This window comes from Cohnella sp. SGD-V74, assembly GCF_003001675.1.
Lineage (GTDB): Bacteria > Bacillota > Bacilli > Paenibacillales > Paenibacillaceae > Cohnella.
This window is the reverse complement of record NZ_PVYW01000005.1, coordinates 76,643-100,249: the sequence shown is the minus strand read 5'-3', so window position 1 is coordinate 100,249 and position 23,607 is coordinate 76,643. Positions and strand designations below refer to the sequence as shown.

The following is a 23,607-nucleotide window of genomic DNA, read 5'->3' as shown; positions in this document are numbered from 1 at the left end:
CCCATCTCCTCTTAATCTCTGGTTCGTCCAATTTCGACAGATTTACCCAATGATATTTTATTACCCGTATAAATCTTATGTTTAACGAACGTAAAATGCAAGACATATTCGCTTAACGAACGCATAACAGTTTGCGATGAAAACGTTCCCAAATTGAGAACGATTTTCCTCGAACAGTTCAATTAGGTAGATTTGTCTTCAAAAAGCGGAAGGCGTTGTCCCCCATAATATCGTGTACGAAAGTTTCCGGATAACGTTTCAGCATCTCTTCTATTAGATCCGGATAACGTCCCGGATGCTCAAGCCCTTGGACATGCCTGGAGATGCCGTCGAAATCGGAGCCCAGCGCGAGATGTTTCTCCCCGCCAAGCGCGCACACGTGATCGACATGCCGAAGAACGTCCTCGATCCGGGCCGGTTCCGCAACCGACGCGAACCAAGGGACGAACGTGATGCCGACGAGCCCGTCCGACGCGATCACGGCCCGAATCTGCTCGTCCGTCAAATTCCGCGGATGATCGACGATCGAACGCGCGTTGGAGTGCGAAGCGATGAACGGGCGAGTCGCCCGCTCGGACAGCTCCCAGAACCCCCGATCGGACAGATGGGACACATCTAATAGGATACCCAGTTTTTCACATTCCGTAACCAGCTGCCTCCCGGCTTTCGTAAACCCGCCGCCTCTCGGCTCCGTCGCTCCGTCGCAAGCCCAGTTCGCATGGTTCCAGGTCGGCCCGAGCAGACGCAGCCCCAACCGATGAAGCAAGCGGAGCCCCCACAGTTCTCCGTCCAGAGCGCCCGCGCCTTCGAGGGAAAACAGAGCGCCGATCCGCCCTTCCTTCCGGGCCGTCTCGAGATCGGCGGAGGTGCGAATCAGCTTAAATCCAGGCGCCGTCAACACTTCGCTCCAGAACAGCTCAGCCCCTCGGAACAACGTCTCCGGATTTTGCGGCAGCTCCTCCGGCAAGAACAGAGGAAAGACTTGAAGCGCGACTCCCGCTTCCCGCAGCCTTCCCGGCGTCGCGTCGAACGGTGCGGCTTCTCCGGCCTTCGGCTCCCTCCAGCGTACGCCCGGGTTCTCAAGCAGCTTGCACAGCACGTCGGCGTGCAAATCGACGATTTTCATTCGTTTTCCCTCCCGAATGATTCCTTTTTCCTATCCCCTTGGCTCATGCAGGCACAAAAAAACCTGTCGCATCGATCATGCGCCGTCTCCGGCGCTTCGCGCCGAACCGCTCGCATCATCAAACAACAGGTCAACAGCTTCTCTCCGGCGGATTATCTCGGCTCTACGATCAGCTTAATCGCCGTCCGGTCTTCTCCGTCGATCACAATATCCGTGAATGCCGGGATGCAGATCAAGTCCACGCCGCTCGGCGCCACGAATCCACGGGCGATCGCCACCGCTTTGACGGCTTGGTTCAACGCCCCGGCCCCGATCGCTTGCAATTCGGCGGCGCCCCGCTCGCGAAGCACGCCTGCCAGTGCGCCTGCTACGGAATTTGGATTGGACTTTGCGGAAACCTTTAATACTTCCATGACCAGTACCTCCTCTTATGACAACCCGCCTATCCGGCTCATCGGTTGCATCGGGAATTCATCGGAAATCGAAGGATGGGCCCACTAAGGCATACTTATTCGGTAACTCGCCCGATAATTCCTTCTTTTCCCGAGAGGTACGGTCATGAAATTGTCCGACAATTCAGACAACGCTCACACGGCGATCCAGGAGTCCTCGTCGACGCTAATATTTTGTACTTTAACCGCCTTGCCCGTCGCTTCGTCGATGTCCACGAATACGCCGTTCAGCGTCCATTTGCCCTCGGCTACCGTAAACCGCGCCGGCATACCGGTAATGAAACGGCGAAGCACCGTCTCCTTCTCCATGCCGAGCACGCCGTCGCGCGGTCCCGTCATGCCCGCATCCGTCAAGTAAGCGGTCCCTTCCGGCAGGATGCGCGCATCGTTCGTCTGCACGTGCGTATGCGTCCCCACGACCAGCGACGCATAGCCGTCCAGATGCCAGCCCATCGCGATCTTCTCGCTCGTCGCCTCCGCATGGAAATCGACCAGCACACACTTCGTCTGACGGCGAAGCGCCTCGATCTCTTCGTCCGCCGTTCGGAACGGGCATTCCGCCGGCGGCAGGAACGTGCGCCCGATCAAATTGACGACGCCGAGCTCCTTGTTTCCGACTTTGACGATCATGCTGCCGCGGCCCGGCGTTCCGGGCGGCAGATTGGACGGACGGACCATGCGCGGTTCGTCGTCGATAAACTCGAAGATGTCGCGATTATCCCACGTATGGTTGCCCATCGTAATGCCGTGCACGCCCCATTCGAACAGCTCGCGGGCGATCGACGCGTTGATGCCGCGTCCTCCCGCCGCGTTTTCCCCGTTGGCGATCACGATATGCGGCTGATATTTGTCCTTGATCCACGGCAGCAGCCGCTTGACCGTATCTCTCCCTACATTGCCGACGATATCGCCGATAAAAACGACCTTCATCTGTTTCACGCTCTCTTTCCATAGCCCCGTATAAAAGGGAAAAAGCGGCTGCGTGTTGCCGCAGCCACTTCTCAGCCTTCCCTGCATTCCGCGCCTTATTTGGCGTATTCGACCGCACGGGTTTCGCGAATGACCGTAACTTTAATGTGCCCCGGATAATCCAGTTCACCCTCGATCTTCTTCGTAATATCCCGAGCGAGACGGAACGCCTCCGTATCGTCGATCTTCTCCGGTTGAACCATGACGCGCACCTCGCGTCCGGCTTGGATCGCGTAGGACTTCTCGACGCCTTCGAACGACTCCGAGATCGCCTCCAGCTTCTCGAGCCGGCGGATGTACGTCTCCAGCGTTTCGCGGCGAGCGCCTGGGCGGGCTGCGCTGAGCGCATCCGCGGCCCCTACGAGCATCGCGATAACCGAAGTCGCTTCCTCGTCCCCGTGGTGAGATGCGATACTGTTAATGACAACGGGATGTTCCTTGTATTTCTTGCCCAATTCCACGCCGATCTCGACATGCGAGCCTTCCACTTCGTGGTCGAGCGCTTTGCCGATATCATGAAGCAAACCCGCGCGCTTGGCAAGCGTGATGTCTTCTCCCAGCTCTCCGGCCATCAGACCGGTCAAATAGGCGACTTCCATCGAATGCTTCAGCACGTTCTGTCCGTAGCTCGTCCGGAACTTCAGACGGCCGAGAATTTTGATCAAATCCGGATGCAGGCCGTGTACGCCCACTTCGAACGTCGCTTGCTCGCCGTACTCCCGAATCCGTTCGTCCACTTCCTTGCGGGACTTCTCGACCATTTCCTCGATCCGGGCCGGATGAATCCGTCCGTCCGCCACCAGCTTCTCGAGAGCGGTTCTGGCGATCTCCCGGCGAATCGGATCGAAGCCCGACAGGATTACCGCTTCCGGCGTATCGTCGATAATGAGATCGATACCCGTCAACGTCTCCAGGGCACGAATGTTGCGGCCTTCGCGACCGATAATCCGTCCCTTCATCTCCTCGTTAGGCAGCGCAACGACGGATACCGTCGTCTCCGCCACGTGATCCGCGGCACAACGCTGAATCGCGAGCGAGATGACGTCGCGCGCCTTCTTGTCGCCTTCTTCCTTCGCCTGCTGCTCGATTTCCTTGATCATCTGTGCCGTCTCGTGGCGCACTTCCTGCTCCACGCTCGACAAGATGAGCTGCTTGGCGTCTTCCGTCGTCAGATTGGAAATCCGCTCCAACTCGGCAATTTGCTGCTTATGCAGCACTTCGATCTGGTCTTGAATCTCTTCGACTCGCTTCTCTTTGTTGGCGACTTGCTCCTCTTTGCGCTCCAACGCTTCGAGCTTGCGATCCAGCGACTCTTCCTTCTGCAACAGCCGCCTTTCCAGGCGTTGAATTTCGTTGCGGCGCTCGCGAATATCGCGTTCCGCTTCGTTACGGAGTTTGTGCACCTCGTCTTTGGCTTCCAGCACCGTTTCCTTGCGTACCGCTTCAGCTTCTTTTTTAGCCGCTTCCACGATCTGTACCGCAGCCGCTTCGGCGCTGGAGATTTTGGCTTCCGCAATGGATTTGCGTACGACATAACCGATCCCAAAGCAAAGGACGCCAACAACGAGAACGATCAAGATCCAGATCCATGGCTCCATCATGGTCTCTCACCTCCTCGTTGCATCACCAAGGCAACCGCTTGGGGATACTTATTCAATTGATCTTCCGGTTTCCAAACCGTTTGATTACGTGTGAACAAAGCAAAAAGTGTCGTAAAAACGCGCTCCGAATCGCTTCTTGGAAGGAAAAAACGGCCGGAGTGGGAAAATGGAATACAAAATCATTTTATCTTTTGCGAAATTGGATTGTCAAGCAACGTCCGAAAGCGGATTCGCGATTGTTGCGAACCCGCCCCTTAATTATCCATATCGTAATCCTCGTGGAAACCTTCTTCCTCGGCTTCCTCCCACTCCGGCTCGGCCGACTCGGCCGCTGCTTGCTGTACCGCCGTCCTCGCGATGCCGCTTGGAAAGCCTCTTCGCAGCAGCATTCCCATCAGCTTCATTTTGCGTTCCCTGTCGTTCCCTTTCGTTGAAGGCCACCGTTTGCGAGCCAATGCAAGCGCGGATTCCTGCTCGACGTCGCTGTCCAATTCGCCGATCGCCCGCTCCACATCTTGCCTGTCGACGCCCCGCTGCAGCAGCTCCTGCCGAATCAACATCCTCCCCTTGCGCTGTCCGGCCGCCCGCTGCTCCGTAAACCTCTTGGCATAGGCCGAGTCGTCCAGCATCTTCCTCGCCCGTAGCCGCTCTACGCACGCCTCGACGATGTCCACGCCATACCCTTTGCGCTTCAGTGCCAGAGACAACTCCGCCGTCGTCCGCGGTTTCCTCTCCAGCATTAGCAGCGCCGACCGGTACGCTTCCTCCTTCTGTTCATCCTGCCTAAGCGTCTCTACCTCCTCCGCCGTCAGCCTGCGCCCGCTCAGCAACCGCCAACTCACCAGCGTATCCTCGTGCACCGTAAGCACCGTCTCCTCCGAACGCTTCACCGTCTTCGCTCCGGCAATCAGCTCGTCCACTTCGGAGTTCCAATTCTTCGGTCCGGCATCCCTTTCGCCTTCCTCTAACCCCTCACCTCTTGCTCCGGCGATCAATTCATCTACTTCCGAGTTCCAGTCCTTCTGAGCTTCATCTTTACCTCCGGGCTCGTCCTCTAATTCCGGAGTTATATTCAGCTTCAGCGCCACCCGGTACATGTGGGGTTTCTTCGGATGAGACTCGATCCCCATAACTACGGCTCCTTCAATAGGCAACCGCGGCTGCTTCTCCTTATCCATCGCTTACACCCCTCTCTCCAGACGCAAAGGGCGGCATTGAGTATGCCGCCCCTCGCTTATATTGGATTGATCAGTCTTCCGAGTCTTCTATCAAGTTACAGCTCTTCGGCGAACTCGGCGTCATCCTCATCCTCTTCGGCGGAGAAAGAGGCTGTCTGATTGGCTACTACGGAAGCATTAAGCAACAGTTCGCGGATTTGCTTCTCGATCTTGTCCGAGATCTCCGTATTGTCCTTCAAATATTGCTTGGCATTCTCCCGTCCTTGGCCCAGCCGTTCGCTATTATAAGAGAACCACGCACCGCTCTTCTGGATAATATCCTGCTCGGTGCCGATGTCCACGATGCTGCCGACCTTGGAGATCCCCTCGCCGTACATGATGTCCACTTCCGCTTGCTTAAACGGAGGCGCCACCTTGTTCTTCACGACCTTGATCTTCGTGCGGTTGCCCACTACGTCGTTGCCTTGCTTGATGGCCTCAACGCGGCGCACGTCAAGACGCACGCTCGCATAGAACTTCAGCGCTCGTCCGCCCGGAGTAACCTCCGGATTGCCGAACATGACGCCGACCTTCTCGCGCAGTTGGTTGATGAAGATGGCCAGACACTTCGACTTGCTGATCGCGCCGGACAGCTTACGCATCGCCTGGGACATCAGACGCGCCTGAAGCCCGACGAACGAATCTCCCATGTCTCCTTCGATTTCCGCTTTCGGAACGAGCGCGGCTACCGAGTCGACAACGATGATGTCGACCGCTCCGCTGCGTACGAGCGCTTCGGCGATCTCCAGCGCCTGCTCTCCCGTATCCGGCTGGGAAAGCAGCAGCTCGTCGATGTTGACGCCCAAGTTTCTCGCGTAAGTCGGGTCGAGCGCATGCTCCGCGTCAATGAACGCCGCCGTGCCGCCCGAACGCTGAACTTCCGCGATTGCGTGCAGGGATACCGTCGTTTTACCGGACGATTCCGGTCCGTACACTTCTATAATCCGCCCGCGCGGGTAGCCGCCGATGCCGAGCGCGATATCAAGCGCCAGCACGCCGCTGGACACCGTCTCTACCGTACGCTGGGCGCTCTCTCCCAACTTCATAACGGAACCTTTACCGAATTGCTTCTCGATCTGGCGCAAGGCCATGTCTAATGCGGCGCGACGATCCGACAACACACCCACATCCTTTATCTCTTTTTGATAGTTTTATCATACCGCGTTTCCATGCGTTTGCCAAGCTTTTTAAGAACATTTGTTCGATTTTCTTGCAAAAAAGAACCGCAGCAAAGTATTCTTCGCTACGGTTCTTCCGCAACTTTCTAGTAAACTTTAACACATTGCTCCGAAGGTTGGCAAGCCTCGACAAATTTCTGTCACAATTATCCCGTTCGCTCAGCAACTCTGACTAACCGAGATCTTCGCCGCCGCAGTCCGGCCATTATCCCCGCCGCTCAGAGGCCCTCCTTTGAACTTGCCGCAAAGCTCCTCCGACAACAACCTGCGGCCATTATCCCCGTCGATCAGGACATGCCCCCAAGGTAGCCGTATAGACCGAAGACCTCCATGCTAATTGCCTTATGCGCCTCTAAACACATCACGCCCACTTCCACGCTCATCCTGAACGGACGGGATAATGGCCATACGAGGCTCAAAACGAGACAATCGGCGCACTTAAGCGACAGAGAGACCGACTAATCCCTCCGCTGACCGGACAAAGACTGCCAGAGCATATAGAGAGCGCGCTTCGTCGCCCGAAGCCTGATGCCCTCCCGATCGCCCGACAGTTGAAGCTTCTCCACCCTCGTCTCGCGCTCCCGCTCGGCCAAGCCGACATAGACGAGGCCGACGGGTTTGTCCTCCGCCGCTGCCGGCCCCGCGTTACCGGTCACGGACAACGCGAAGTCAGCGTCCATAGCTGCTCGCGCGCCCTCCGCCATCGCGAGAGCCGTCTCGGCGCTGATCGCTCCCGGAGCGCCATCCCCCTCCAGCAGCTCCCGCGACACGCCGAGCTGCCGCATTTTCGCTTCGTTGCTATACGAGACGATGCCGCCCCGGTACACGACCGCGCTGCCCGGAATCGTCGTGATCAGCTCCGAAACCATGCCGCCGGTGCAGCTCTCCGCCAGCGCCAGAGTGCGCTGCTGCCCCGTCAGCATCCTTACAACCGAAGCTTCGATCGGCACGTCCTCCTCGGCGAACAAGTAGGCCTCCGTGCGCCCGCGAATCTCCACAAGCGTCGCTTCCAGCTTACGCGAGGCCTCCTCAGCGTCCACAGCCTTCGTCGACACGCGGACCGCTACTTCGCCTTCCTTGGCGTAAGGGGCGATCGTAGGGTCCTGCTGAGCCTCGATGAGATCGAGCAGCAGATCTTCCAGCATCGATTCCCCGATGCCGGCGAACTTCAGCATGACGGAATGGAGCGAATGAGCCGGCCCCAACTGCTCCTTCAGCCAGGCAGAGCCGTCATTGTCGAACATCGGCTTCATCTCGCGCGGCGGCCCCGGCAACAGCACATACAACGTTCCGTCCGCGCTCAGCGCGTTGCCGACGGCCAAACCCGTATCGTTGCGCAGCGGCGTCGCCCCCTCGATGAGCAGCGCCTGCCGCCTGTTGCTCTCGACGAACGCGCCCCCGCGGCCGGCGAACATCTTCAAGATCTTATCCATCGTCGGCTCGTGCAGCTCTATCCCCTTGCCCAAGTATTCGGCAAGCGCGTCCCGCGTCAGGTCGTCCTGCGTCGGTCCGAGCCCGCCCGTGAATACGAGCAGGTCCGCCCTGCTCCGCGCGATGCCGATCGCTTCCATCAATCGCTGCTTGTTGTCGCCCACCACGGTCTGGTAATAAACATCAATGCCCAGCTCTGCCAAACCGCGCGACAGATACTGGGCGTTCGTGTTTACGATTTGACCGAGGAGCAGCTCCGTACCGACGGCAATAATCTCTGCTCTCATGAAACCCCACCCCATGAGGTCCGGACGAAGCCGCGGACGAGCCCGAAGGCCGCCCCGCTCAGTCCGAGACCGGAATCAGATTTTTGTTTTTCAGGAAGTAGTCGACGCCCGAATAGACGGTGATCAGCACGGCCGCCCACACGACGACGAGGTCGATGCGCAGATCGATGAAGTTAAACGGAAAATTGTTCAACAGCAGCACGATAATCATCGTGATCTGAATCGCCGTTTTCCATTTGCCCCATTTGCTGGCGGCGAGCACCGCCCCTTCCAGCAGCGCGACCTGCCGAAGCCCCGTTACCGCCCATTCGCGGCTGATGATGATAATCGCCACCCAAGCGCCCAGCTTCTCCATCTCGACTAAAGCGATCAGGACGGCGGCCATCAGCAGCTTGTCCGCGAGCGGATCGAGCAGCTTGCCGAGATTCGTCACGATTTTGCGCTTGCGCGCGATATAGCCGTCCAATCCGTCCGTGCTCGCCGCGATGATAAACAGCAGAAGCGCGCACACTTGGTTGTAGGAAATCGAATACTCGCCGATCGTGAGCGATCCCAAGTTCAACTTGACCAACAGGAAGATCGTGACGATCGGCACGAGAAAGATTCTGGCAAGCGTGATCCGGTTTGCGAGGTTCACGCGATTCCCTCCCCTGACAAATCGTACTCGTACGCATGGGTAATCCGAACCTTGCTCATCTGACCGATCTCCACGGGACAGTTCGTAATGAACACTTCCCCGTCAACTTCAGGCGCATCGTATTGGCTGCGGCCGATATAGACGTCGCTGCGGCCGTCATAGCGCTCCACCAGCACGTCGATCGTGCGTCCGACATATTTGGCCGCGTTCTCGTTGGCAACCTCGCGCTGAATCTCCATCAGCGTATTGGCGCGGAACTGCTTCACTTCGTCCGGCACCTGGTTCGGCAGCCGATTCGCCGGCGTATCTTCCTCTTGGGAATACGTAAACACGCCAAGCCGGTCGAACTTCATCTCGCGGACAAAGTCGCACAGCCTCTCGAACTCCTCGTCCGTCTCTCCCGGGAAGCCGACGATCATCGACGTGCGCAGAGCCGCATCCGGAATACGCGCGCGGATTTTGCCGATCAGCTCGCGTACGTCGCGCTGCCGGCCCGGGCGGCGCATTCTCTTCAGAATCGCGTCCTCGCTGTGCTGCAGCGGCATATCGATATAGTCGCATACTTTCGGGTTGGCCGCGATCGTCTCGATCAGCTCGTCCGTGAAGAAGCCCGGATAGGCATAATGCAGGCGCACCCACTCGATGCCCGGCACTTCGCTTACCCGGTTCAGCAGTTCCGGCAGCCTGAACCCTTCGTACAGGTCGGTGCCGTAATTCGTAGAATCCTGCGCGATCAGGCTGACTTCCTTAACGCCCTGCTTCGCGAGATTCTCTACCTCCGCCAGAATCGATTCGATAGAGCGGCTGCGGAATTTGCCCCGCATGATCGGAATGCTGCAGAATGTGCACGCGTTATCGCAGCCCTCGGCGATCTTGACGAACGCCGTGTGGCGCGCCGTGCTCAGAATTCTCGGCATCGCTTCTTCGTAGTTGAACACGGGATTGCCGACGTAGACCGGTTTCGTTCCGCGCAGCGCCTCGTCGATGATGTCGTTGATACGATGGAAATCGCCCGTTCCGACGATCCCGTCGATCTCCGGCATCTCGTCCATCAGTTCCTTCTTGTAGCGCTGCGTCAGACAGCCCGACACGATGAGCGCCTTAAGACGGGACGTCTCTTTCAGCTCCGCCAGATTCAAAATCGTGTTCACCGACTCTTCCTTCGCGGCGTCGATGAACCCGCACGTATTTACGATAACGACCGTCGCGTCCTCCGGCTTCTCTACCAGCTTGAAGCCTCTCTGGTGGACGAGTCCCGACATAATCTCGGAGTCGACCAAGTTCTTCTCGCAACCCAGCGTGACGACGCTGACTTTCTCTACCATCGATGACTTCCCCCAAACGTACGTCCGTTGTGATATCCACAACAGTATAAACGAACCCGCCGAACGGTGTCAAAAGCAGGCACGGTTAACGATAGTTCGTGAATTGCAGCTCCAGCGGCAATCCCGCGCCTTTAAGCAGCGACATCACCGATTGCAAGTCGTCCTTGCTTTTGCCGGTAACCCTAAGCTGATCGCCCTGGATCTGGCTCTTGACCTTCAGCTTGGAATCGCGGATCAGCACGTTGATCTTCTTCGCGTTCTCCTGGTCGATCCCCTGCCTCAGCTTGATCACCTGACGCACCGTGCCTCCGGAAGCCGGTTCGATCTTGCCGTAGTCGAGGTTCAGAATCGGCACGCCTCGTTTGATCATTTTCGACTGAAGAATGTCGACCACGCTTTGCAGCTTGAAGTCGCTGTCCGAGAGCACGGTCAATTGAACGTCCTCCAGCTTGATGTCGCTCTTGCTCCCTTTGAAATCGAATCGGGTTTCGATTTCCTTCAGCGCTTGCTGAACCGCATTGTTCATTTCCTGCATGTCCACTTTCGATACGACGTCGAACGAGTATTCCGATGCCATGTGATCCTCTTCCTTTCATCTATTACCCATTTATGGCTTTATTATATCACGACTAATCCCCCGGATTAAAACAAAAAGCCCTCCGCAGAGGGCTCGGTCTGTCTCAGGCAGGGTCGAACGCGTCATTCCGTTCCTTCGGACGCGCCTGCGGCAACCGGGGTAAAAATGTATTTCGTCGAGCCCGAAGCGTTGCCGTCGTCGAACGTCGCATCATCCACGAAAAATTCGACGAGATCGGTTCGGCCGACGTTCACGTAAAGCGGGACCGTCAAGTCGAAAGTCAGCGTATCCGGCCCGGATACGTTTTTGGAGAACTTCACGGTTCCGTTCCGATTGTTCTCGCGCACCTCGATCCACGCCCGGCCGGAAACCTCCAATTTGAGCTGATGTCCGGTTCCCGGCGCAACGTCGTAATAGTTCACGCTGCCGACTTTCTTGACGAAGGTCAGCGTAACCGGCTCGATCGACGGCGTCGGAGACAGGGTCTCGGAAGGCGTTACGCTTGGCGTCGCGGACGGCACGCTCGGAGACGCCGTTTCCGTCGAAATCGGCGGGTTCGGATTCAGCTCTCTCGTATCCGGATCTTTATTATTGGTCCAGTATACGTAAATAACGGCGACGATCAAAATCGGAAATGCCCACATCAGCAGCGATACGGCGACTTTGCCCCACCGATCGTTATGCTGCACGCTTCTGCGCCTCGGCTTGATCATCGGCTCGGGAATAGCCGTCTCCGACGAAGGAGGCTGCGGCAGCTCCCGGTGATAGAGGCGAAGCACCTCTTCCGCATCCAGCCCGACCGTCTCTGCGTACGTTTTCACGAATGCACGCACATAAAAAGACCCCGGGAGCACTTTGTATTCGCCCGTTTCGATCGCTTCCAGATATCTTTTACGAATTTTCGTGTACTCTTGAATATCGTCCAGCGTATATCCGCGCTGCTCTCGCGCTTTACGCAGCAAAGCGCCCAAATCGGACATGCCTCTCACCTCCCGGCTTCATGATACGTTTCATTATGTCGCTTGTCTTGTTTTTAGAAGTCGTCGCCGAGCCCGGCTGTCGTAAACTTCTCATATGTAATTTCTTCGTCCGGCGTATTGCGGAGCTCCACGATGCAATCGAACACGTCGTAATCGAATTGCGACTCCCTTACGAAAATGTCCGGATGCTCGATGACCTTCGTCGAAGGCATGGCCATAATCTCCTGCAACAGCGCGTAATGCTTCTCGTTCGAGCGGATCGTGCTGACGATGCCGTCGATGATAAAGACGTTGTTCGGATGCATCTCGTCCTCGGACAATTGGCTTCTGACCGTCTGCCTGAGCAACGTCGAAGAGACGAACGCCCAGCGCTTGTTCGCGCATACGCTGCCCGCGATGATCGATTCCGTCTTGCCGACGCGCGGCATCCCTCTGAGCCCGATCGTCTGGTTCCCTTCCCTCTTGAACAGCTCTCCGAGAAAATCGACCAGAAGTCCCAGCTCGTCCCGAGTGAACCGAAACGTCTTCTTGTCGTCCGAATCCCGTTCGATGTAGCGGCCGTGGCGCACGGCCAAAATATCGGTCAGCTTAGGTTGACGCAGCTTGTTGACGGTAATGTTGTCGACTTTGCGAAGCATCTTGCCGAGCAGTTCAATCTTCTCTTCGTCGTCGGTTTGCAGGAGCATTCCCCGGGTTCGGTCTTCCACGCCATTGATCGTCAGAATGTTCACTTCCAGCATCCCAAGCAATGAAGCGATATCGCCGAGCAGGCCCGGACGGTTTTTATGAATTTTGTATTCCATGTACCATTGTTTGGGTTCCATCCTGCACCTCGTTCAAATTACGGAAAATAATGCCAATATGGATAACGTCGGTGACGATTATTCCGTTTTGTTTGCTCTTCTCCTTTATTCTACAACGCTCCTCATTATCCTGCAAAATAAAACGGATTATTACTCCGAAAGTCCTATAAAATTCGAAAGTTCGGCAAACGTCCATATGGACAGAAAAGCCCCCGTGCAGGGGCTTTCCCGAGCTATGATGCTGCTTAAGTGCTGCTGTCCGCCAACTTCACCATCAACCGGGCCATCGTTTTGCGCTCCGAGTCGTCGCCGACGTCCCAGAGCTCTTTCAGAACCCGCTCCTCGTCATTTTTCGGATCGACCTTCTGATCCAGAAACTCGCCGATTTCGTAAGCCAGCTTAGAGATGGCGTCTTCGCTGATCCCGAGCCGTTTGGCCGCTTCCACGCGATCGCCCAAAAACTTCTTCCAAGTGTCGAAATTGCTGAGTACGGTTGACATTGAGCAGCCTCCTTGCGGGTTGAAATAAAATCGCCCAACGGTAATATGCCCGTCGCTGGGGGATTTTATTCTCATCGTCTGCCCATCCTCGCGTTCAGTCCGCCTTCTCCGCTCGACTGCATCTTGCTCCTGCCGCGGTCGTACAGACCGCGTCTCCTGCCGCCGCTACATCCGCCAGCCGCCGTTCAGACCGAGCGTCTGCCCCGTCACGTAACCCGCTTCGTCCGACACGAGATATCGCACCAGCTGCGCCACTTCCTCCGGCCGACCCAACCTGCCCGCCGGGATTTCCTCGCACAGCGTCCGCCTGTCTTCGGAGTCGAGCGCGCCCAGCATATCCGTCTCGATCGCGCCGGGGCTGATCGCGTTCACGGTGACGCCGGCAGGAGCCCACTCCCGGGCCAGCGATTTCGCGAACGCGTTCAGACCGCCTTTGGTCGCAGCGTATATCGCTTCGCCCGCCGCCCCGCTCTCCCCCCAAATGCTCGAGAGCAGGACAAAGCGTCCCCATCTGCCCCATCGCATCGAAGGGCCGAAATGTCGGGCGAGATCATACGCGCCTTTCAGGTTCACGCTCATCAGATCGTCCCAAATCCGCTCCTCCGTATCTTCGAGCAAGCCGTAGTGAGCCAGTCCGGCGCAGTGTACGACGACGTTCGGCGTCCAGCCCAGCCGGTCCAGCCGCTCCTTCAGCTCCGCGACCGCCGTCCGCGACCGCAAGTCGGCTTGCAGCGCCGCAGCTTCAGCGCCGCAGCTGCGGCAGTCGGCCGCCACCGCCTCCGCGGCTTCCGCGGCCGCATAATACTGCAGGGCGACGTCCGCTCCGTCCGCCGCGAGCTGACGGGCGACCGCGGCTCCGATGCCGCGGGAGGCGCCCGTCACCAGCGCGACGCGCTTCAATCCGTGCCGCTCCTCACGATCGAGATCGCCCGGCGGTCGGGACGGGCATGCTCCTTGGCCCGCTCGTTGATCTCCTCCAGCGTCAGACTCTCATAGATTTCGACGACGGCGAACAGATCACCGCCCCGATGGCGGTATCGGGTGAACTCGCTGGCGATCGATTCCGGACTGTTCATCATCCGCAGGAACGCCCCGATCTTCTTGCGCCGCGCTCGCTCGAATATTTCCGGTGCGATGCCGTCGCGAGCGGCCGCGTACAGCGCTTCGCTGACCCGCGACACCAATTCGTCGGGATCGCGGGTTTCTCCGCCGATCATCGAGAACGCGTAGCCCGGCCCGGTGTTGTACTCATGGCCGAAGCCGTCGGAGATCAGGTTTTCGTCGTACAGCTGCTGATACAGCGCCGTGCTGGAACCGAGCACCGCGTCCAGCATGAGCTTGGAAGCCAGCTCGCGGCGCACCGCATCGTCTCCGCCGTGCGGATCGTCTTTAAATCCGAACAAGCATTTCGGCAGCGATACGGGAAGCTGCAGCTCCTTGCGATCCTGCTTCGCTTGCGGAGGTTCCTGCTCGAAGTGCCGCTTGATTTCCCCGCCGGGAGGGAACGACTTGCCCGCCTGATCCTTCCTGACGCGGGCCAGCGTCTCCTCCGGATCGACTCCGCCGACGACGAACAGAGTCATGTTCGACGGGTGATAGAACGTATTGTAGCAGTCGTACAGCATTTCCTTCGTAATCGAGCGGACCGAATCGGCCGTGCCGGCGATATCGATATGCACCGGATGCTTGTCGTATAACGCCTCGATCAGCCCGAAATAGACTCGCCAATCCGGGTTGTCCTTGTACATGTCGATCTCCTGCACGATAATGCCCTTTTCCTTTTCCACGTTCTCGTCCGTAAAATAAGGATTTTGCACGAAGTGCAGCAGCGTATCCAGGTTCGCCTCCACCTCGCCGGTCGCGGTAAACAAATACACGGTTCGGTCGAAGCTCGTATACGCGTTCGCGGAAGCGCCCTGGGAAGCGAACTTGGAGAAAATGTCGCCGTCCGGCTCTTCGAACATTTTGTGCTCGAGGAAATGGGCGATGCCGTCCGGCACCTTGATCGTCTCGCCGTCCGGGCGCGTAAAGTGATTGTCCACCGAACCGTACTTCGTCGTGAACGTCGCGTACGTCTTCGTGAAGCCGGGCTTGGGCAGCACGAACACTTCCAGGCCGTTGTCCAGCTTCTCGTGCCACAGCGTCTCCTGCAGCTTCGGATAAGCTTGCTTCGCCATGCTCACCCCTCCTCCTTCCGGTCCCGCAGGAAGTAGATCGTATCCAGCGCGACGCCTTGCGCCGCTTCCGTCGCCATCTGCGGCGTCACCGCCATAATCTCGGCGATGAAGCTGTCGCCCGTCCGCTCAGCCCCGGAGATAACGTTGCTGAAGTCGAAGGCGATTCTCTCGAACGCCGAGTCCTGCAGCTCCCGCAGCTGACCGACGATCATCGCCTGCGTCCGCCGCAGATCTTCTTCCGCGAACTCGCCTTTCTTCATCGCCTCGAGCTGCTCCTTGATGATCTGCACCGCCTTCTCGTAATTGGCGATCTCGATGCCCGATTGCAGCGTCATAATGCCTTTGTGGCCGTCCAGCCGCGACGAGGCGTAGTAGGCGAGACTCGCCTTCTCGCGCACGTTCACGAACAGCTTCGAATGCGGAAAACCGCCTAGAAGACCGTTGTAGACGAGGAGCGAAGCGTATTGGTCGCTGCCGTAGGTCGCCCCGACGCGAAGTCCCATATTCAGCTTGCCCTGTCCGACGTCCAGCCGCTCGACGATCGTCTGAACTTCCGGACGCGCCGTCCTGAGCTCGGGCTTCGTATAGGCCGCAGGCTGCCCTGCGGGAAGCCGGAACGCCTTCTCTGCCAACGCCTGAACCTCTTCCAGCGTCGTATCGCCAGACACATATAGATCGAAGGAAGCCTCCTGCAGCCAGTTCCGATACGCTTCGTACAGCTTGGCGGCATCGTACTCGGCCAGTTGATCCTTTTTCCCCAGAGCCAGAAGCCGGAACGGTTCGTCCTTGCACATTTCCTCCACGCAGCGCTCCGCCGCGTAACGGATCTTGTCGTTAATGATCGCGTCGATCCGCTTGGAGACCGTCGTCTTCTCCGCTTCCACGTATTTCGCCTTGAACCGGCCGTCCTCAAGCGCCGGAGCGGTCAGCACCTCGCCCAGGAAAGCCATCGCCTCCCCAAGCAGCGACTGCGAAGACGACACGAAACGGTCGTTGATCATGTCAAGCCGAAACTGGACGATCTGATGGTCGCCTCTCTTGTACAGATCGAAGCCGAAGCCCGCTCCGTACAGATCGTCCAACCGTTCCCTGAAGGAGATCGTCTCCGGATAGGATTGCGTTCCGCGCCTGAGCACGAACGGGGTCAACGCGACAGACGTGACGCGCTCTTCCGATAATGGGACGCCCGCGAACAACGACAGCGCGAACGTTTTGAAGCGTTTCGTGGGCAGCACGTGCAGCCGCAGTCGCCCCAATAAGCCTCTTTGGAACTGTTCGGACATGATCTCATGCTCCTTTAATCATAATCGCAGCCCGCCGCGGATCGCGGCATTTCAGCCCCATTCTACCTGATTGGACGAACAGGAAGCAAATTCCTGGCCCAAACCCCGGTACGGAACCGGAAACCTCCGAAAATAACAACAACCAACCGCGTCGCTGCGAACGCGGGTTGGTTGCCTTGACTTGCATGGGCCGACTGGCGGAATTATCTGCAGAAAATATGCTTGCCGATCGTCTTGTATTGCGGACGCGTCCAGATCCACTTGGAAGTCGCCGTGACGGGATTGAAGTAATAGAGGCAGCCGTCGCTCGGATCCCAGCCGCTGATCGCGTCCTTCACCGCTTTGTAGGCTTTCTCGTTGGGCGTCAAGTAAATTTGTCCGTCCGCTACCGCCGTGAACGCCCCCGGTTGGAAAATGACGCCGGAAGCCGTATTCGGAAACTCCGAAGACTTCATCCGGTTAAGAATGACCGCGGCTACAGCGACCTGCCCTTCGTACGGTTCGCCCCGGGCTTCCCCGTATACCGCATTGGCCATAATTTTCAGATCTTTCTCGGACAGGCCGAGATTGCTGGAGGCGGGCAGATTGTTGCCTCCGCCTCCGCCGCCGCTGTCCGTTCTGGCGGTCTCGCCGCCGCTGCCTCCCGTCCTGTCGGAAGGATGCACTTCTTCCGCCGTCGGCTTCCAGTCCTTCGTCGCCTGCCACAGCTTCAGCTTCGTCTTCGGTCCGACGACGCCGTCCGACTTCATGCCGAACTTCCATTGGAACCAGGTGACGGCGTTTTTCGTTTTCGATCCGAAGTCCCCGTCCACTTTGCCGTTATAGTAGCCCAGAGCCTTTAATCGCCCCTGCAGCTCGTAAATGTCCTTGCCCGAGGAGCCTTGCTTGAGGATCGCATTGCTGAACGTTTCCCTCGTTTGGGTATGGTGCTGCAATGTATATAATCCCAGCAAGCCGAATACGACGCATACCGTTACGATCACGAGACGATAACTCACCTAAGGTCACGCCTTTCTGCATACATGTTAGGTCTTCGACCGTTAGTATGAGAAAGGCGTTAGCCTCTTATACCCATTTTTACTGCTTTGCTTCGAATCAGGAAGGAATCCGCTGCTGGTATTGCTCCATCGTCATCAGCACCTCGCGCGGCTTGCTGCCCTCGTACGGGCCGACGACGCCTTTGGCTTCCATCGTATCGATCAGCCTCGCGGCGCGCGTATAGCCGATGCGCATGCGCCTTTGCAGCAGCGATACGGAAGCCTGCTTCGCTTCCAGCACGATCTGCACCGCCTGATCGAACAGTTCGTCGATGATTTCGTCCGGTTCGTCCGCCGCGCTGTCGTCGATCTCCGGCACCAGCTCTTCGTTGTATTCCGCTTCCGCTTGCCCGCGGCAGTATCCGACGACCGATTCCACCTCGTTATCCGACAAGAAAGCGCCTTGCACGCGGATCGGCTTGGACGCGCCCATCGGCAGGAACAGCATGTCCCCGCGGCCGAGCAGCTTCTCCGCTCCAACCATATCGAGTATCGTCCGCGAATCCACCTGCGACGACACCCCGAATGCGATCCGGCTCGGAATATTCGCCTTGATCACGCCGGTGATGACGTCTACGGACGGCCGCTGCGTCGCGATGATCAAGTGGATGCCCGACGCCCGCGCCATCTGCGCCAGACGGCAGATCGCGTCCTCGACGTCTCCAGCCGCTACCATCATCAAGTCGGCAAGCTCGTCCACGATGACGACGATATAAGGCAGCACCGCGTCCGGATTGTTGCCGCTCAGCATAAGCGCGTTGTAGCCCTCGATGTTGCGCGTTCCCGATTTGGAGAACTTCTCGTAGCGCTTCTCCATCTCCACGACGATTTTCTTCAAGGCGAGAGACGCTCTCCGCGGGTCCGTCACGACCGGGGCGAGCAGATGCGGAATGCCGTTGTAGACGTTCAGCTCGACCATCTTCGGGTCGATCATCAGAAACTTGACCTCTTCCGGCTTCGCCTTGTACAGCAAGCTCGTAATGATGCCGTTGATGCACACCGATTTGCCCGAGCCGGTCGCTCCGGCGACGAGCAAGTGCGGCATTCTCGCCAGGTTGCCGACGATCGGCTGACCCGAGATGTCGCGGCCGAACGCGATCGTCAGCTTCGCCTGCGACTCCTGGAACGGCTGCGTCTCCAGCACCTCGCGCAGCGTCACGACGCTGACCTCGTTGTTCGGCACCTCGATGCCGATCGCCGACTTGCCAGGGATCGGCGCTTCCATCCGAATATCCTTCGCAGCCAGCGCCAGCGCGATGTCGTCCGTCAGACTGACGATCCGGCTCACCTTAACGCCCGTATCCGGCTGCAGCTCATACCGCGTTACGGCAGGGCCTCTGGCCACGTCCAGCACCTTCGCCCGGACGCCGAAGCTCTCCAGCGTCGCTTCCAGCTTGCGCGCCGTGTTCATGTAATCCGACGGATTGCCGGATTTTCCGCCCCCGCTCGGCTTGTCCAGCAGGCTGACCGTCGGCAGCTTGTACGGCTTCGGCAGCTTCTTGACCGGCTTAGGCGCCGCTGTCCCGGCCTCGCCGTCTCCCGCCGCGGCGGCCGAGATCGAACCCGCCGAGGCGCCCGAGCCGCCGGAGGCGCTTCGCCCCGTTTCGGCTCCGTTCGGCTCCTCGTCCGGGTCGCCTTCTTCTCCGACAGGCCAGGCGGACTCCGCTTCGTTATGTATCCCGCCGGCCTCATCCGTCGGCCTCGGGAACGCATACGGCCCGTCTTCTCCTTCATCGTAAGAACCGGACCATGGCTGCGACTCGTCGTCGGCGCGCGTCTCCCGGTCTTCATCTTGAGGTTCGTCCGCATAGGTTTGCGCCGTAAAATCGGTGAAACGAGGCATATACGCCTCTTCCGTTTCCCGCTCCGGCTCCGCCGCGGCGAAGCCGGCCATTGCGGTCGTTGCCCCGGCCGCTCCTGCTGCCGCTCCTCCAGCCGCTCCTCCAGCCATTCCCGCAACCGCCGCGGCCGAAGCCGGAACGTCTGCTTCCTGCGCCGGGGGCATATCCGTACGGCGGTGAACGCCCGTACGGATTTTGATCGGATTCCGGAACGTCGGCTGAGTATCTTTCGCCGCGAATGGAAGCGGCTCCTCCTCGGCCCAATACTCCTCCTGGGAAGCGTCGTACTCTTTGTCGGACTTTCCGTGGAACAGTTGGAAAAACAGCGGCGTTTTCCGCGGAACGGGAATAAGCGAAGGTTCTTCCATACCGTCGTCGGCCACGATCGGCGCTTGTTGAGCGGCAGGTTCCGCTGCGGCTCTCGCCGCTGCCCCGCCCCTTCCTCTGCGGCCGGCTCCTTGAACCGGAATCGCTTTGATCGACAACAGCTTGCGCCCCGAAGAGAATCGCGCCGCCACGAGCGGCATCACTCTCATGAGGAACAGACGCACCGAACGCCCGATTTCCACGTACGAACGGTTCGTCACGAGCATGAACGCAATCGCGATCTCGATGATCAGCACGAACTTCGCGCCGTAATAGCCGAACAGCCAGTACAGCACGGAATATTGAAGCGCTCCCAGCATCCCTCCGCCGACGTCGACGTTAAATACTTTGATGTTGTCCACCGAGGGCGCCTGCCAGAGCAGCTCCTTTAATTGATTCATCGTTTGGTTGACGATGCCTGACGGCGTAATGGCCTCCAATACCCCGAGACTGCTGTCGATCGAAGCCATCGCGCTCCATAGCGTCATAATCAGAGAAACGAGCACGAAGCCGGAACGTCTCGCCGTCCATCCTCTCGGCCACGTCCGCTTGACCATGACATATAAGCCGAACCAGATGCCGGCCAGAGCGAGCAAATAATAATGCTTGCCAAGCAAAAATCCGAACAGCTTGGATAGAGATCGACCTACCGCGGCTTCGCCGGAGATGGCAATAACGGATAACGTAATGAGTACAATGCCGTAAATTTCGTATTTCAAGCTTGCCGCGAACGAGGCCCGCTTCTTCCTGCGCTTGGCCAAATTTGCCACCTCCCGGTTCAACATTATATCACAGTTGACGGGAGGTTGGCATGACCGCTCCGACCTACATGCCCAAGCGGGGAACGTCGTAGAGGCTCGAAGCCGGGGGAATCGGCTCGTCTTGCGGCATATAGCCGATCAATTGTCCCGGCGCATACTCCGTCTTCAAATAACAGTCCAGCGGAGCCGACAGCAGCCGGACGATCCGCCCGACTCCCGGGGCCACCGGGACGAGTTGGACCGTCATGCCTTTAATCGTCGTTTCCACGAACGGGCCGGGCTCGTTCCCCATGCCGTCGAGCACGAGCTCCAGAGGCATCGCCGTATAGATCGTCATTGCACGATCGCCCCTTCCTTCGCTCCGGCCTTAACCTTGCGTTCATTAATGCGGCGGTTCAGCTCGCGCAGCGCGTCGCCGACGCCTCCGACCGCGTCGATCAGGCCGTGCTTCACCGCATCCTGGCCGATCACCGTCGTACCGATATCCCGAGTCAGTTCCCCGGTTTTGAACATCAATTCCTTGAACGTCTGCTCCGAAACTTTCGAATGACCAATTACGAAGCGAGTGACCCGCTCCTGCATTTTCTCCAAATAATCGAACGTCTGCGGCACCCCGATGACGAGCCCGTTCATCCGAATCGGATGAATCGTCATCGTCGCCGTCTCCGCGATGTAAGAAGCGTCGGCCGATACGGCGATCGGCACACCGATCGAGTGACCCCCGCCCAACACGAGCGCTACGGAAGGCTTCGTCAGAGACGAGATCATCTCCGCGATCGCAAGCCCCGCCTCCACGTCTCCTCCGACCGTATTAAGCACGATAAGCAGCCCTTCGATTTTCGGATTTTGTTCGGCCGCGATCAACTGCGGAATGACATGCTCATACTTCGTCGTCTTGTTCTGCGGAGGCAAAATCAGATGCCCCTCGATCTGTCCGATAATCGTCAAGCAGAAAACATTGCTCTCGGCCGAAGGAACCGTCGTCTGGCCGAGTTGCACGACCGCTTCCGTCGCCGACGGCTTGCGGGCTTCCTCCGACGGCGGCCCCGGCTGCTCCGACGTCTGGTCGGGCTTTTCTTTATCGCTCATCTCATCAAGCCTCCGATACTCCCGATAGGTTAACGGCTTGACATAGTATGGGCTTTTCGGATAAAAAAAACCGCCTTCCGGCCGCCGAAGCGGTGGAAAACGGTTTTTAGACGAGTGTGGGTTTGTATTTCTATACTTCCATGATGATCGGCAGGATCATCGGTCTTCTTCTTGTTTGTTCGTACAGGAAACGGCCGAGCGCGTCCTTGACGTTCGTCTTGAGCGACGCCCATTCGTTCACGTTGTCGTTCATCAGCTTGTGCAGCGTGCTCGTCACGATGCGGTTCGCCTCTTCCAACAACCCTTCCGATTCGCGAACGTAGACGAAGCCTCGCGAGATGATGTCCGGACCGGACAGAATCGTGCCGTCCTGCTTGCTCAGCGTCACGACGACGACAAGGATGCCGTCCTGGGACAGGAGCTTGCGGTCGCGAAGCACGATGTTGCCGACGTCTCCGACTCCGAGACCGTCGATCAGCACGTTGCCCGCAGGGACTTTGCCGCCTTTGCGCGCGACGCCGTTCTGGATTTCGACCGTATCGCCGTTGTCCAGCAGGAAAATATTTTCCTTCGGAACGCCGACTTGTTCGCCCAGCAAGCCGTGATGGCGAAGCATTCTGTATTCCCCGTGAATCGGAATGAAGTATTCCGGCTTCATCAGGTTCAGCATCAGCTTCAGCTCTTCCTGGCTGCCGTGTCCGGATACGTGAACGCCCGAGATCGAGCCAGGTCCGTAGATGACGTGCGCTCCGAGTCTCATCAGCTCGTCGACCGTTCTTCCGACGTATTTCTCGTTGCCCGGAATCGGCGTCGCCGCGATGATGACCGTATCGCCCGGAAGGATGTCCACCTTGCGGTGCGTGGAACGCGCCATCCGCGTAAGCGCAGACATTGGCTCGCCTTGGCTTCCCGTCGACAGAATGACGACGCGGTCCGCCGGCAGCTTGTTCACTTCCTCAGGCTCGATCAGCATGCCTTCCGGAATGTTCAGGTAGCCCAGCTCGGAAGCGATGCCGACAACGTTCACCATGCTGCGGCCGATGACCGTCATTTTGCGGCGCGTCTCAGCAGCCGCATTAATGACTTGCTGGATCCGGTGCACGTTCGAAGCGAACGTCGCCACGACGACGCGCTGCTTCGCGCTGCGGAAGAGCGATTCGAACTCTTTGCCGATGTTGCTTTCGGACGGCGTATATCCGGCGCGCTCCGCGTTGGTGCTGTCGGACAGAAGCGCCAGGACGCCCCGGCTGCCGATCTCGGCCATTCTTTGCAAGTCGGCGAACTGGTCGTTCACCGGCGTGTGGTCGAATTTGAAGTCGCCCGTATGAACGACGTTGCCTTCCGGCGTTTCCAAGCATACGCCCACGGAATCGGGGATGCTGTGGTTCGTGCGGAAGAAGCTCGCTTTGATCGTTCCGAACGTCAGCTCCGTCTCCTCGTTGATCAAGTGACGCTTCGTATCTCCGAGCAGTCCGGCTTCCTTCAGCTTGTTTTCGACCAAGCCGAGCGTCAGCTTCGTTCCGTAGATCGGTACGTTTAACTGCTTCAATACGTAAGGCAGTCCGCCGATATGATCCTCGTGACCGTGCGTCAGCAGGATCGCCTTCACCTTATCGCGATTTTCCAGCAGATAAGCGATATCCGGGATGACGACGTCGATTCCGAGCATTTCCTCTTCCGGGAATTTTAATCCAGCGTCAACAACGACAATGTCGTTGCCATACTGGATGCAATACATGTTTTTGCCGATTTCGCCGACTCCGCCGAGCGCGAAAATCAGTAATTTGTCTTGGATGTTTTTCTTTGACACTACTAGTACCTCCTAGATCATTCGACGCACCCGATCGATATGAAGTTTTCAATTTGCTTAAAGAGGTAGTTCAAAAAGTCCGTTTTTGATCACGAAGCCTCTCGGGAAGCAGACTCGACATCGAATCTTGAATTCAGCCGTCTCTTCGGTGCTCACGTAG

The 23,607-nt window shown here is 58.1% G+C and carries 21 protein-coding genes; all 21 read right to left on the bottom strand.

All coding sequences use genetic code 11. From position 1 onward, the window contains the following. Nucleotides 1-178 precede the first annotated feature (178 nt). Complete coding sequence (locus B0G52_RS09445; RefSeq protein WP_094043513.1) at nucleotides 179-1,126, bottom strand: dipeptidase; 948 nt, start codon at nucleotides 1,124-1,126, stop codon at nucleotides 179-181. A 152-nt stretch (nucleotides 1,127-1,278) separates the two neighbouring features. Further along, nucleotides 1,279-1,539, bottom strand: a complete 261-nt coding sequence (spoVS, locus tag B0G52_RS09440; RefSeq protein WP_027084382.1) for a stage V sporulation protein SpoVS — start codon at nucleotides 1,537-1,539, stop codon at nucleotides 1,279-1,281. A gap of 174 nt (nucleotides 1,540-1,713) precedes the next feature. Continuing rightward, entirely contained in the window at nucleotides 1,714-2,508 is a 795-nt protein-coding gene (locus B0G52_RS09435; protein WP_094043511.1) for a TIGR00282 family metallophosphoesterase, read from the bottom strand. 95 nt (nucleotides 2,509-2,603) lie between these two features. Continuing rightward, nucleotides 2,604-4,145, bottom strand: coding sequence for a ribonuclease Y (gene rny, locus B0G52_RS09430; protein WP_094044027.1), 1,542 nt, complete (start codon nucleotides 4,143-4,145; stop codon nucleotides 2,604-2,606). 257 nt (nucleotides 4,146-4,402) lie between these two features. Next, on the bottom strand, nucleotides 4,403-5,278 hold the full coding sequence (locus tag B0G52_RS09425; protein WP_158223646.1) for a regulatory protein RecX: 876 nt from the start codon (nucleotides 5,276-5,278) through the stop codon (nucleotides 4,403-4,405). A gap of 143 nt (nucleotides 5,279-5,421) precedes the next feature. Further along, nucleotides 5,422-6,483 carry a recombinase RecA gene (gene recA, locus B0G52_RS09420; RefSeq protein WP_094043507.1) on the bottom strand — a complete coding sequence of 354 codons (1,062 nt, stop codon included), beginning with the start codon at nucleotides 6,481-6,483 and terminating at the stop codon, nucleotides 5,422-5,424. Between the two features lie 518 nt (nucleotides 6,484-7,001). Beyond that, nucleotides 7,002-8,261 carry a competence/damage-inducible protein A gene (locus tag B0G52_RS09415; protein WP_094043505.1) on the bottom strand — a complete coding sequence of 420 codons (1,260 nt, stop codon included), beginning with the start codon at nucleotides 8,259-8,261 and terminating at the stop codon, nucleotides 7,002-7,004. A gap of 58 nt (nucleotides 8,262-8,319) precedes the next feature. Further along, nucleotides 8,320-8,898, bottom strand: coding sequence for a CDP-diacylglycerol--glycerol-3-phosphate 3-phosphatidyltransferase (gene pgsA, locus B0G52_RS09410; RefSeq protein ID WP_094043503.1), 579 nt, complete (start codon nucleotides 8,896-8,898; stop codon nucleotides 8,320-8,322). Beyond that, nucleotides 8,895-10,223: a 30S ribosomal protein S12 methylthiotransferase RimO gene (gene rimO / locus B0G52_RS09405; RefSeq protein WP_094043501.1), complete on the bottom strand. Its 1,329-nt coding sequence runs from the start codon at nucleotides 10,221-10,223 to the stop codon at nucleotides 8,895-8,897. Before rimO ends, pgsA begins: the two co-directional genes overlap by 4 nt. A gap of 85 nt (nucleotides 10,224-10,308) precedes the next feature. Beyond that, nucleotides 10,309-10,800 carry a YajQ family cyclic di-GMP-binding protein gene (locus tag B0G52_RS09400; protein ID WP_094043499.1) on the bottom strand — a complete coding sequence of 164 codons (492 nt, stop codon included), beginning with the start codon at nucleotides 10,798-10,800 and terminating at the stop codon, nucleotides 10,309-10,311. A gap of 122 nt (nucleotides 10,801-10,922) precedes the next feature. After that, complete coding sequence (locus B0G52_RS09395; protein WP_094043497.1) at nucleotides 10,923-11,780, bottom strand: RodZ domain-containing protein; 858 nt, start codon at nucleotides 11,778-11,780, stop codon at nucleotides 10,923-10,925. 53 nt (nucleotides 11,781-11,833) lie between these two features. Continuing rightward, a complete protein-coding gene (locus tag B0G52_RS09390) occupies nucleotides 11,834-12,604 on the bottom strand; it encodes a DUF3388 domain-containing protein (RefSeq protein ID WP_094043495.1) in 771 nt (256 codons plus the stop codon). Nucleotides 12,605-12,828: 224 nt separating this feature from the next. Then, nucleotides 12,829-13,083 (bottom strand): DUF3243 domain-containing protein, encoded by a 255-nt coding sequence (locus B0G52_RS09385; RefSeq protein ID WP_094043493.1) that lies wholly within the window; start codon nucleotides 13,081-13,083, stop codon nucleotides 12,829-12,831. Between the two features lie 165 nt (nucleotides 13,084-13,248). Continuing rightward, nucleotides 13,249-13,983 carry an elongation factor P 5-aminopentanone reductase gene (gene ymfI, locus B0G52_RS09380; protein WP_094043491.1) on the bottom strand — a complete coding sequence of 245 codons (735 nt, stop codon included), beginning with the start codon at nucleotides 13,981-13,983 and terminating at the stop codon, nucleotides 13,249-13,251. Continuing rightward, nucleotides 13,980-15,260, bottom strand: coding sequence for an EF-P 5-aminopentanol modification-associated protein YfmH (gene yfmH, locus B0G52_RS09375; RefSeq protein ID WP_094043489.1), 1,281 nt, complete (start codon nucleotides 15,258-15,260; stop codon nucleotides 13,980-13,982). Before yfmH ends, ymfI begins: the two co-directional genes overlap by 4 nt. 2 nt (nucleotides 15,261-15,262) lie before the next feature. Further along, the gene (gene yfmF / locus B0G52_RS09370; protein ID WP_198960616.1) at nucleotides 15,263-16,543 is read right to left on the bottom strand and encodes an EF-P 5-aminopentanol modification-associated protein YfmF; all 1,281 of its coding nucleotides are present in this window, start codon (nucleotides 16,541-16,543) and stop codon (nucleotides 15,263-15,265) included. Between the two features lie 203 nt (nucleotides 16,544-16,746). Further along, nucleotides 16,747-17,541 carry a spore cortex-lytic enzyme gene (gene sleB, locus B0G52_RS09365; RefSeq protein WP_094043485.1) on the bottom strand — a complete coding sequence of 265 codons (795 nt, stop codon included), beginning with the start codon at nucleotides 17,539-17,541 and terminating at the stop codon, nucleotides 16,747-16,749. Nucleotides 17,542-17,638: 97 nt separating this feature from the next. Then, the gene (locus B0G52_RS36535) at nucleotides 17,639-20,548 is read right to left on the bottom strand and encodes an FtsK/SpoIIIE family DNA translocase (RefSeq protein WP_094043483.1); all 2,910 of its coding nucleotides are present in this window, start codon (nucleotides 20,546-20,548) and stop codon (nucleotides 17,639-17,641) included. A gap of 64 nt (nucleotides 20,549-20,612) precedes the next feature. Beyond that, nucleotides 20,613-20,885 (bottom strand): YlzJ-like family protein, encoded by a 273-nt coding sequence (locus tag B0G52_RS09355; protein WP_094043481.1) that lies wholly within the window; start codon nucleotides 20,883-20,885, stop codon nucleotides 20,613-20,615. Further along, nucleotides 20,882-21,637 (bottom strand): ClpP family protease, encoded by a 756-nt coding sequence (locus B0G52_RS09350; protein WP_094043479.1) that lies wholly within the window; start codon nucleotides 21,635-21,637, stop codon nucleotides 20,882-20,884. Before B0G52_RS09350 ends, B0G52_RS09355 begins: the two co-directional genes overlap by 4 nt. 130 nt (nucleotides 21,638-21,767) lie before the next feature. After that, nucleotides 21,768-23,447 carry a ribonuclease J gene (locus tag B0G52_RS09345; RefSeq protein ID WP_094043477.1) on the bottom strand — a complete coding sequence of 560 codons (1,680 nt, stop codon included), beginning with the start codon at nucleotides 23,445-23,447 and terminating at the stop codon, nucleotides 21,768-21,770. Between the last annotated feature and the right edge of the window lie 160 nt (nucleotides 23,448-23,607).